At 29.7% G+C, this 11,771-nt stretch carries 14 protein-coding genes; all 14 read right to left on the bottom strand.

Translation table 11 applies throughout. From position 1 onward, the window contains the following. Window positions 1-4: 4 nt before the first annotated feature. Entirely contained in the window at window positions 5-850 is an 846-nt protein-coding gene (atpG, locus tag HCG76_RS01940; protein WP_221700677.1) for an ATP synthase F1 subunit gamma, read from the bottom strand. Between the two features lie 37 nt (window positions 851-887). Continuing rightward, entirely contained in the window at window positions 888-2,402 is a 1,515-nt protein-coding gene (gene atpA, locus HCG76_RS01935; protein ID WP_221700678.1) for a F0F1 ATP synthase subunit alpha, read from the bottom strand. A gap of 10 nt (window positions 2,403-2,412) precedes the next feature. Beyond that, the gene (locus HCG76_RS01930; protein WP_221700679.1) at window positions 2,413-2,952 is read right to left on the bottom strand and encodes a F0F1 ATP synthase subunit delta; all 540 of its coding nucleotides are present in this window, start codon (window positions 2,950-2,952) and stop codon (window positions 2,413-2,415) included. Between the two features lie 2 nt (window positions 2,953-2,954). Then, window positions 2,955-3,434, bottom strand: coding sequence for a F0F1 ATP synthase subunit B (locus HCG76_RS01925; protein WP_221700680.1), 480 nt, complete (start codon window positions 3,432-3,434; stop codon window positions 2,955-2,957). 35 nt (window positions 3,435-3,469) lie between these two features. Next, the gene (atpE, locus tag HCG76_RS01920; protein ID WP_221700681.1) at window positions 3,470-3,703 is read right to left on the bottom strand and encodes an ATP synthase F0 subunit C; all 234 of its coding nucleotides are present in this window, start codon (window positions 3,701-3,703) and stop codon (window positions 3,470-3,472) included. 15 nt (window positions 3,704-3,718) lie between these two features. Continuing rightward, window positions 3,719-4,402: a F0F1 ATP synthase subunit A gene (locus tag HCG76_RS01915; RefSeq protein ID WP_221700682.1), complete on the bottom strand. Its 684-nt coding sequence runs from the start codon at window positions 4,400-4,402 to the stop codon at window positions 3,719-3,721. Beyond that, a complete protein-coding gene (locus HCG76_RS01910) occupies window positions 4,403-4,774 on the bottom strand; it encodes an ATP synthase subunit I (RefSeq protein WP_221700683.1) in 372 nt (123 codons plus the stop codon). It lies immediately after the preceding gene. A gap of 664 nt (window positions 4,775-5,438) precedes the next feature. Then, window positions 5,439-6,620, bottom strand: a complete 1,182-nt coding sequence (locus HCG76_RS01905) for an acetyl-CoA C-acetyltransferase (protein WP_221700684.1) — start codon at window positions 6,618-6,620, stop codon at window positions 5,439-5,441. 294 nt (window positions 6,621-6,914) lie between these two features. Further along, on the bottom strand, window positions 6,915-7,415 hold the full coding sequence (locus HCG76_RS01900) for a deoxycytidylate deaminase (protein WP_221700715.1): 501 nt from the start codon (window positions 7,413-7,415) through the stop codon (window positions 6,915-6,917). Window positions 7,416-7,663: 248 nt separating this feature from the next. After that, window positions 7,664-8,293 (bottom strand): uracil phosphoribosyltransferase, encoded by a 630-nt coding sequence (gene upp, locus HCG76_RS01895; RefSeq protein ID WP_195988689.1) that lies wholly within the window; start codon window positions 8,291-8,293, stop codon window positions 7,664-7,666. A gap of 32 nt (window positions 8,294-8,325) precedes the next feature. Further along, window positions 8,326-8,775 (bottom strand): ribose 5-phosphate isomerase B, encoded by a 450-nt coding sequence (gene rpiB / locus HCG76_RS01890; RefSeq protein ID WP_221700685.1) that lies wholly within the window; start codon window positions 8,773-8,775, stop codon window positions 8,326-8,328. Between the two features lie 95 nt (window positions 8,776-8,870). Beyond that, the gene (locus HCG76_RS01885) at window positions 8,871-9,920 is read right to left on the bottom strand and encodes an L-threonylcarbamoyladenylate synthase (RefSeq protein ID WP_221700686.1); all 1,050 of its coding nucleotides are present in this window, start codon (window positions 9,918-9,920) and stop codon (window positions 8,871-8,873) included. A 19-nt stretch (window positions 9,921-9,939) separates the two neighbouring features. After that, window positions 9,940-10,527 (bottom strand): hypothetical protein, encoded by a 588-nt coding sequence (locus HCG76_RS01880; protein WP_221700687.1) that lies wholly within the window; start codon window positions 10,525-10,527, stop codon window positions 9,940-9,942. 54 nt (window positions 10,528-10,581) lie between these two features. Then, entirely contained in the window at window positions 10,582-11,667 is a 1,086-nt protein-coding gene (gene prfA, locus HCG76_RS01875) for a peptide chain release factor 1 (protein WP_221700688.1), read from the bottom strand. Window positions 11,668-11,771: the final 104 nt, after the last annotated feature.

The following is an 11,771-nucleotide window of genomic DNA, read 5'->3' as shown; positions in this document are numbered from 1 at the left end:
CTTGCTACTTTTGAGCTTCGGCTCCCCCAACAATTTCTGAAATTTCTTGTGTTATAATACCTTGTCTAATTCTATTAAACTTAATATGAAGATTTTGTAATATGTCATCTGCATTTTCAGTAGCTCCATCCATCGCTGTCATTCTAGCACTATGTTCGCTAGCTTTTGCGCTAAGCATACATGACTTAAGCTGACTTTTTAAATACATATCCATTGCATTTTTAAACACCGCATCTTCATTGGGTTCAATTATATATTGTCCTTCTTTACCAGACTTTTTATCTACAGGTAATATTTTAACACTTTTTACTTCTTGCTTAACAGGTGAAATAAACTCTGTATATACTATATTTACCTCAGAAACTTCGCCCTTTTCATATAAATATATAGCATCGTTATATATTTTATTAACATCCTTAGTAGCAGGTATATCTGGCAAATCTACATATTCAGCATATGTACTTATTCCATATCTAGAAACATATGAAATTCCTTTACTACCTACAACTACAACTTTTGCTCCGCTACTCTTTTCAACTAAACTGTTTAAATACATAGCCACATTATTATTATAACCTGCACATAACCCAGTGTCTGAAGTTAATACAATATAGAGTTTATCTCCTTCAAAGCTTTTATAATAAATTGAGTCAAAATCTTCTGGCATACTAGAGACAACTTCTTTAATAACTTCTCTACATAAATTATTATATTGTTCGTTAGCTACAAGTTCCTTTCTTGCCTTTCTGAGTTTAGAAGTGGCAACAAGTCCCATAGCTTTAGTTATTTTTCTAGTACTTTCAACTGACTTTATTCTTCTTTTTATTTCTATAAGTCCCGCTGCGCCCACTGTTTTACCTCCTAAAGAATTGCATAGCTATATAAAGCTATGCATCTTTTAAAAATTCTTTTTTAAATTCAACTATACATTTTTCAATGTTTTCTTTTAATTCCTTGCTTAATTGCTTTTCAACAATTATTTGCTTTAATATATCTCTTTGATGAGTATCCATATATTCTAAGAACTCTTCTTCAAATTTTCTAATGTCTTTAACCTTTATATCTGATAAAAAGTCATTTACAGTTGCATATAATATAACTATTTGCTTTTCAACATCCATTGGTTTGTATTGATCTTGCTTTAATATTTCTATTATTCTCTTTCCTTTTTCTAATCTTCTCTTAGAATCAGAATCTAAATCAGATCCAAATTGAGAGAACGCTGCAAGTTCTGTATATTGTGCAAGCTCTAATCTTAATGTTCCTGAAACTTGCTTCATAGCCTTAATCTGAGCATTACCACCAACTCTTGATACTGAAATACCTGCATTTACCGCTGGTCTTTGACCTGAATTGAACAAATCAGTTTCTAAGAATATTTGCCCATCTGTAATTGATATTACATTCGTTGGGATATATGCTGTTACGTCTCCAGCCAATGTTTCTATAATTGGAAGTGCTGTTAATGACCCACCTCCATTTTCTTTAGATAGCTTTGCAGCTCTTTCTAAAAGTCTTGAATGTATATAGAATACATCTCCTGGATACGCTTCTCTTCCTGGTGGTCTTCTAAGTAATAGTGACATTGTTCTATACGCTACTGCATGCTTAGATAAATCATCATATATTATAAGAACATCTTTTCCCTTATGCATGAAGTATTCGCCCATACTACATCCTGCATATGGTGCTAAATATTGAAGTGGAGCACTTTCTGATGCTGTTCCAGCAACAACTATTGAATAATCTAAAGCCCCCATTTCTTCTAATGTATTTACTATATGTGCAACTGTTGATTGTTTTTGTCCAATAGCTACATATACGCATATAACATCTTTACCTTTTTGGTTTAATATTGTATCTATTGCAATAGCTGTCTTACCAGTTTGTCTATCTCCAATGATAAGTTCTCTTTGGCCTTTTCCAATTGGAACCATAGCATCTATTGCTTTAATACCTGTTTGTAAAGGTTCATTAACTGAAGACCTATCGATTATACTTGGTGCTGGTACTTCTATAGGTCTACTTCCTGAATAATTTATAGGTCCTTTTCCATCAATTTCTTCACCAAGAGAGTTTACAACTCTACCTAAAAGTCCTTCACCAACAGGAACTTCAACTATTCTATTAGTTCTCTTAACTATATCGCCTTCTTTTATTCCTTCTTCAGAACCTAATAAAACACATCCAACATTATCTTGCTCTAAATTTAAAGCCATCCCAAATACTCCATTTGGGAACTCTAAAAGCTCACCTTGCATACAATCGTCTAATCCGTATACTCTAGCTATTCCATCACCAATTTGAATTATTGTTCCAGAATCTGAGGTTTGAATTTGATTTTCATATCTTTGTATTTCTTTTTTAATGATAGATGTTATTTCTTCTGGTTTTATATTCATGCAATCACCTCTATTCCGTAGTAAGCATTAGCTTTCTTAAATCATCTAATCTTGTTTTTACAGTACCATCTATGACATCATTACCTATTCTTACATAAATTCCGCCTAAAATTTCCGGATCAACTTCCTTTTTTAATATAACTTCTTTATTATATTTCTTTTCAAGCTTCTCTACTAAAGAATTATACTCATATTCTTCTAATGGTACTGTTGTTTTTACAATTCCTTGTATTACATTTAATCTTTCTAAATGGATTTTCTCCATTTCCTTTAATTTTTCTTTTAAGAATAAAATTCTATCCTTCTCTATTAATATTAATAAAAATGATAAAAGTTCTTCATCTATTTTACCTTTAAATATATTAATAAAAGTTTTTTTCTTTTGTTTTGTACCTATTTGTGGGTGCTTTATTACTTCAAAAAAATCTTTATTATTTTCAATTAATTCACAAATTTCTCTTAAATCACCTAGGTACTCATCAACTTTTCCCTTTTGTTCTGCCACCTCATATAGTGCCAGTGCATATCTTCGGTCTAAATATTCATACATATTTAATTACCCACCTCAGAAATAAACTCATCTATTAGTTGTCTATTTTTTTCTTCATCAATATTTTTTTCTATTACTTTTCTAGAAAGGTCTAAAGCTAAATCTATAGCTTCTTTCTTTAATGAATACTCAGCTTTTTCTTTTTCTCTTTCTATTTCAATCTTAGCTCTTTCTATAATTAAACTTGCTTCTGATTTTGCTTCTTCAACAATTTCATCATATACTTTTTCAGCCTTTTTCTTATGTCTTTCTGTAATAGCCTTACCTTCTTCTCTAGCTCTTTTTAATTCTCTTTCATTATTAATAGCAAGAGTTCTAGCTTTTTCAAGCTCTTCATCCGCACTATCTAATTTGTTCATTATTTCATGTTCTCGTGCTTCAACTATTAACTTAACTTTTTCAAAAAAGAAATATTTTAATCCAAATAATAGAATTAAAAAATTTACTACAGTTGCTAATATAACACCTAGATTAAATTCCATTACTTTTTCTACCCCCTTCTGGAGTTATTAAAATATTATGCTACTCCAACAAATATTAATAAGATTGATACTAATAATCCATAAATAGCTGTTGCTTCTGCAAAAGCAGAACCTATAACTAATGTTGTTGTAATCTTTCCTGATGCTTCTGGATTTCTAGCTACACCCTCAACTGCTTTTCCTGTAGCATTCCCAATACCAATACCTGCTCCTAATCCTACTAATACTGCAATAGCTGCTCCTAATGCTCTCATTCCTACTTCATTCATTTTAATTTCCTCCTCTTAATTATGCTCAGATACTATTTTTATATTTATCATTGTTAACATTATAAAAATTACTGCTTGAATTCCACCATCAAATATATCGAAATATAAATGTAACGGAATCGGTATAATCAGTTGTGCAAACCATGCTACTTTTTCTAAACTTTCATAAACAAGTTCTACTATAAAAGTAGCTGCTAACATATTACCAAAAAGTCTTAAAGATAATGACACTGGTAACATTACTCTTTCTAATATCGTAATAGGTAATATAAATGATACTGGTTCTAAATATCCTTTAAAATACCCCCCAATACCATTTCTTTTTATTGCATACCCTTGCACCATAACAAAAGATATTAATGCTAAGGTTAATGTAACGCTAAAGCTTTTGGTTGGAGGTGATATTCCTACTAATCCAGTTAAATTCATTACTACAATGAATACACCTAATGCTCCTACAAACGGAACTATATCTAAAAAGCTTTCTCCAACATTACTTGTTACAACATTATTTAGCATATTGTAAATCCATTCAACTATAGTTTGTTTTTTAGTAGGCCTTATTTGCATATTTCTTGTAGACCACCATGCTAATGCTAAGATTAACAAAACAATAACTAATTGCACTATTGCTTCTGGTTTTATATCAATTGCTATATTACCTAAGTAAAAAGAAAATATCGCTTTTGATGGTTCCATCTATTCACTTCCCTTCTGTACTTTTATAGTAGTTATTACTAGTATTATATAATGTATAAAAAATCCTATTAGAAAAGCTAATAAATTGCTTATCTTATTAGAAAAAACTACTGCTATAGAAACTACACTTATTATTCTTATTAAATAACTTAGTGGAAACAAAAATGCTTTATTTTTTTTAGGTTTACTCATAAATTTATTAGTAATAATAGCAGAAATAATAAAGTTTATCATTGAAACTATTAATCCAATTAACAATATAACTCCAATATTATATTGCCCTAATAATACTAATATTAAAACTAAAATAATTCCTATTATTAAATCATTTTTTGCTACAGATTTTACTATTTCATTTAAATCTTTAGCCATTTTATTCTCCTAGTAAATAACTTATTTGGGACATAGTGATTTTACCTTATTCCTATATAAAAACTAACTATCTCTATAGTTTGATATGTATTTTATGTATAAAAGAGCTCTTATATAGGAATACTATTAATTTGTTAGTATCTCGCTATCCCTATTGACAGTAGCTAATTATATACCTACTTTGAAATTAATAAAAACTCAGTTTTTAGTTATTTTTTACAATTTATCGTTAAAATCGCTCGTTTTTAGATAATATTGCTGAAATACTCAACCAAAATCCCATTTTTGCGACTTTTAGTTTTTTTTTGCAATTTTCTTTTTATTCTTGCATTTATTTAAATTTTCATAATATTCACTCTTCTTTGCATTATTTTTTTTGATAACGTTTCAGAATTTTATTATGTCATTTTTTTTAAATTATATTATTATTTTTTAGATTTTTAGAGCTTTTTTTATCACTTTGAAAGCATTATTGCCAATATATTGTATATTTTTTTTACTATTTTTGAATAATTTTTTTACACTTTATTCATTATTTTTTTCAAATTTATTATTTTTTATTTTAATAGTTATCATAAGAATTTCCTATATAGAGTTAAATTATAAAAGGAGCCTCTAAAAAGCTCCTTTTTTCTATAGTTTTTGTTTTCTTTATTAAAGAAAATTAAACTCTTTCAACAACTAAAGCTGTTCCCATTCCTCCACCAATACATAAAGTAGCTAATCCTTTTTTAGCATCTCTCTTTTCCATTTCATGAAGTAATGTAACTAATATTCTAGCTCCTGAAGCACCTACTGGATGTCCAAGTGCAATAGCTCCACCATTTACATTAACTTTTTCCATATCAAAGTTTAAATCTTTAGCTACGGCTAAACTTTGAGCTGCAAATGCTTCATTTGCCTCTATTAAATCCATATCTTCAACTGTTAATCCAGCTACTTCTAATGCTTTTTTTGTTGCATGGAAAGGTCCATATCCCATTATTGATGGTTCTAATCCCTTACTTCCATAAGAAAGTATCTTAGCCATTGGCTTTAATCCTAATTGCTCTGCTTTTTCTGCACTCATAACTACAAATGCTGCTGCTCCATCATTAATTCCTGATGCATTAGCTGCAGTTACAGTACCATCTTTAATAAATGCAGGTCTTAACTTAGCCATTCCTTCAATAGTCGCTCCGAATCTTGGGAATTCATCTTGATCAAATACTTTTGGTTCTCCTTTTCTTTGAGGAATAACCACTGGTACTATTTCATCTACAAATTTACCTTCTTTAATTGCTCTTTCTGCTTTTAATTGAGAACTTAATGCAAACTCATCTTGCATTTCTCTTGTTAAATTCCATTCTTTTGCTATGTTTTCAGCTGTAACACCCATATGATAATCATTAAATGCATCCCATAAAGCATCCTTTATCATTGTATCAACAACTTTTCCATCGCCCATTCTTTGGCCCCATCTAGTTCCTGGAATAGTATATGGTGCAGCTGACATATTTTCCATACCTCCAGCAACAACTACATCACAGTCACCTGCTTTAATCATTTGAGCTGCTAAAGCAACACATCTTAAACCTGATCCACAAACCTTATTTATTGTCATTGCAGGAACTTCTACTGGTAATCCAGCTTTTACAGCTGATTGTCTAGCTACATTTTGTCCTTGTCCTGCTTGAATAACATTTCCCATAACTACTTCTTCAACTAACTCTGGTTTAATTCCAGCTCTATTTACAGCTTCTTTAATTACTATTGACCCTAATTCTGCTGCTGGAACATCCTTTAATGCTCCTCCAAATGAACCTATTGCAGTTCTTACTGCACTAACTATTACTACTTCTCTCATAAAAATTCCTCCCATTACTTTCCCAATAAACTCATAATAGTGTTAATTGTTTAAATTGTTAAACAATTAACACTATTATTATACCACTCTACTTTTTCCAATATCAACTAATTTTAAAAATATTTTACCTTTTGTTATATTTTTTTATTTTTTACCTTATTTTGTTTTTATTTATACTTATAGCTTTTCATATGACACTAAATATATATGTATATTAAATAAAATATATCTTATTTTAAAATTAATTTATGCATTTTCCATATCCTAATGTTATTCTTTTATCAAATATAAAACTTAAATATCATTAACATCTAATGATAATTCTATTTTTCCATGAGTTGGTTCTAACTGTTTTAATTTCACGTCAGCACATTTAAACATAAGCTTCGATGCTTTTACGGAATCTGTATCCGCATATTTATCACTTAAATATATAACCTCACTTATTCCAGATTGTATAATTGCTTTTGCACATTCATTACAAGGAAAAAGTGCAACATATATTTTACATCCAGATAAATCTTTTCCTTTAGCATTTAAAATTGAATTTAATTCCGCATGAACTACAAATGGGTACTTTGTATTTAAAGTGTCTCCTTCCTTATCCCATGGAAATTCATCATCTGAACATCCCTTTGGAAGCCCATTATAACCTATACTTTCAATTATGTTATTCTTGTTTACTATACATGCTCCAACCTGCGTACTTGGGTCCTTACTTCTCTTTCCTGATAATAATGCTACAGACATAAAATAATCATCCCAAGATAAATATCCTTCTCTTTTTCCCAAAATATTCAGCCTCCCTACTATAATATTATTTTTATAATACACTACTATTGTGTCAATTATAATACAATTGAAATAAATTGCGAAGGAAAATAAAAGTTAAGAGCCGAAAGGCTTTTACCGTTGGCGTAGTCACCTTTTACCTTTTTGAACTAGCGAAGCGCCGTTAAAAAAACTTACCTGGCCGAAGGCCCTTAACTATAAATTGCTTCACAATTTATTTAAAAAGCGAAGACCGAGGTCTTCGCTTTTTATTATTTAGTTCCGAAAAGTCTATCTCCAGCATCTCCAAGACCTGGTACAATATATCCTTTTTCATTTAATTTTTCATCTATAGAAGCAACATATATATCTACATCTGGATGTTGCTCTTGAACTAATTTAATTCCTTCTGGAGAAGAAATTAAACACATTAATCTTATTTTTTTAGCTCCTCTTTGTTTTAATAAAGTTATTGCATCAGCTGCTGATCCACCAGTCGCTAACATTGGATCAACTACAATTACATCTCTTTCTGCTATATCTTGTGGAAGTTTACAGAAATATTCTACTGGTTGAAGAGTTTCTTCATCTCTATATAATCCTATATGTCCAACCTTAGCTGCTGGAATTAAGTTTAATATTCCATCTACCATTCCAAGTCCAGCTCTTAATATTGGTACTATAGCCATCTTTTTACCAGCTAACATTTGACATTTAGTTGTGCATATTGGAGTTTCTACTTCAACTTCTTCAGTTTCTAAGTCCCTAGTTACTTCGTATGCCATTAGCATAGATACTTCTTCTACTAACTCTCTAAAATATTTTGAACCTGTATCTTTACTTCTTATGTATGCTAACTTATGTGATATTAAAGGATGTTTCATTTCTGTTACTTTACTCATACTCTTGTTCCTCCCAATAAAACCTTAATATATTATTTAGAATATTTTTTTTCAATTTCAGTTATTTTATTAATTCTTCTTGCGTGTCTATCGCCTTCAAACTCTGCTCCTAAGAATGCCTTAACTATATCTATAGCTAATCCTTTACCAACAACTCTTTCTCCCATAGTTAGTATGTTAGCATCATTATGTTCTCTAGTTGCATGTGCACTAAATGTATCTGAGCAAAGTGCTGCTCTTATTCCTGGAACCTTATTTGCTGCTATTCCTATACCAATTCCTGTACCACAAATTAATATACCAAAATCAAATTCTTTAGCTACTACAGCTTCAGCAACAGGCAAAGCTATATCAGCATAATCACATGATTCTTCAGTATAAGTTCCAAAATCTTTAAATTCAATATTTTGCCCTTGTAAATACTTAGCAATCTCATCTTTTAAATTTAATCCACCGTGGTCACAACCTAACGCAATCTTCATAAAAATCAACCTTTCTATTATTTAATATACAATAATTATTTATTGTAATTTCATATTTATAAAAAAAGAAGAATAGGTTCCCCCATCCTCCTTATTTACACATCTATAATATCATATCCAGCAGCTTTACTTAATCTATTCATTATTGCAACTCCAACGCCTTTTTCTTCAAAGCCCTGACATAAAATATATTGTACACCTAAGTCATCACATTTTCTTAAAGCTTCAAAAAGGTTTTTAGCAATTTGATTTAAATCTTTTTCACTTCCTAAAGATATTATATTACCTTTATCAAATCTATTTAAATTTTCATCTGTAGTTAATACAGCCACCTCGCTATTTTTTTCTATATAATTTTCTAACATTTCTCTAATAATTTCAATAGTTTTTTCATTTTTACCTCTAATTATTTTCAAATGCGCTTTTGGAGCATAATGCCTATACTTCATCCCTGGTGCCTTTGGCTTTAAATCAGCACTTGGTTTTGACTTTAAAGCTTTATCTATATCAATATTAGAATCTATTTCCCTAAGCATTTCTAATGTTATTCCGCCCGGTCTTAATATAAGTGGTGGATTAACCGTACAATCAATTATAGTAGATTCAACTCCAATATCACTACTTTCTCCACCGATTATATAATCAACTCTTCCATCTAAATCATCTATACATCTTTCTACTTCAGTTGGACTTGGTCTTCCTGATATATTAGCAGATGGTGCAGCAATTGGTCTATCTGAAAGCTCTATAAGCTTAAGTGCAATTTCTGAATTTGGCATTCGTATTCCTATTGTATCAAGATCAGCACTAGTCATATTTGGTATAATATCTTTTTTTTCTAAAATTATAGTTAATGGACCTGGCCAAAATTTATTAATTAATTCTTGAGCAACTTTTGGAACTTTTTTTACTAAATTAGAAATATCCTTAGAACAAACATGTACAATTAACGGATTATCTTGTGGTCTGCCTTTAGCTATAAATATTTTCTTTACAGCCTCTTCCTCTAAAGCATTTGCACCTAACCCATATACCGTTTCTGTTGGAAAGGCTACAATTCCACCACTTTTTATTACCCTAGCAGCCTCTTCTATAAATTTAATATCTTTATTAATATCTTTAATTATAGCAACCTTAGTTTCCATAAGGACTTACCTTCTTTCCTTAAATTTCTTTTTGTCCCCTTGCTATCTTTATATTTTCTATAGCTGATGTTGTATATGTAGCATTGACACAATTTCTATATATGCTATCTAATAATATATACTTATTCAATTCACCATTTTTAATAACTTTAAAATAATAAATTGAATTTGAATTTATTCTTTTTAACCTTATATATTCATCCGCAACTTCTTTATATGTTTTTAAAAATCCTTTATTTATAGGCTTCATTTTTTTATTTTTAATCTTTCCCTTTGTAACAATTATAATTTCCATATTTTCATTATTTTTGTTAGTATGTACAATTGCTACTTTATCACATTGAATATATATATATGGTAAAAATAATCCTGTACTAAACTTTAATCTATTATTACCACAAACAAATTTTAATGTACAACTATTTATTTTTCCCATAATGGCTATAAAAATAAGAAACTCTATAAAAAATAAAAATACTATTATTATAAAAGTATTAACATATGATAAGTAAGTTATAATTGGAAGGAATATTGCTAAAAAAAACATAGAAATAATAAATATCTTATTGCTTCTTTTTTGTTTCTTTAAAGCCTTATCAATTTTCATATCATCACCTATTTTAAAAGCCTTACATTAAACAATGCAAGGCTTTTAAACTTACTATATTGAATCAGTGTTACCCATTGCTTGCATTTTTTCTGCTTGGTCTGCAGTAATTAATGCATTTATAACCTCTTCAATATCTCCATTCATAAAACTATCTAATTTATATAATGTTAATCCAATTCTATGATCTGTTACTCTTCCTTGAGGATAATTATAAGTTCTTATTCTTTCACTTCTATCCCCTGTACCAACTTGGCTCTTTCTATCTTCTGCAATTCCTGCAAGTCTTTCAGCTTCTGCTACTTCAAATAGTCTAGCTCTTAATACTTTCATAGCCTTTTCTTTATTCTTAAGCTGTGACTTTTCATCTTGACATGCAACAACTGTGCCTGTTGGTATATGTGTGATTCTAACAGCTGAATCTGTTGTATTAACGCATTGTCCTCCGTTACCTGAAGATCTATAAACATCAATTCTTAAGTCTTTATCATTGATTTCTATTTCAACATCATCAACTTCCGGTAAAACTGCAACAGTAGCTGTAGAAGTATGTATTCTACCTGAACTTTCTGTATCTGGTACTCTTTGTACTCTATGTACTCCACTTTCGTACTTAAGTTTTGAATAAGCTCCATTACCTTTAATCATGAATACAACTTCTTTAAATCCACCAAGATCATTTTCATTTGAACTCATCATTTCAACTGCCCATCTTTGTGATTCTGCATATCTTGTATACATTCTGAAAAGATTTGCTGCAAATAATGCTGCTTCATCTCCACCAGCTCCACCTCTGATTTCAACAAATACGTTCTTATCATCATTAGGATCCTTTGGTAATAATAAAATTTGAATTTTCTTTTCTAATTCTTCTTCTTGATCTTTAAGACTTGAAATCTCTTCAGATAACATTTCTTTCATTTCTTTATCTGTTTCTTCTTCTAACATTTCTTTGTTAGCTTCTAAATCTTCAACTACCTTTTTATATTCTCTATATGCTGTTACTATTATTTCTAAGTCAGCATGCTCCTTACATAGCTTTCTCCATTCTTTTTGGTTAGCCATTATTGAAGGATCAGATATTTTAACTGATAGTTCTTCGTATTTATTTTCCGTAAATGCTAATTTATCTAATAACATACTATCACTCCGTACTATATTTTTTCATATTGAAATATTATAACATAATGCCTATATATTTATCAACCTAAAATCAAACTCATAATATTAATAAATTGCGAAGC

This window comes from Clostridium sp. K13 (assembly GCF_019734195.1).
Classification (GTDB): Bacteria; Bacillota; Clostridia; order Clostridiales; family Clostridiaceae; genus Clostridium.
This window is presented reverse-complemented; position numbering and strand designations above follow the sequence as displayed.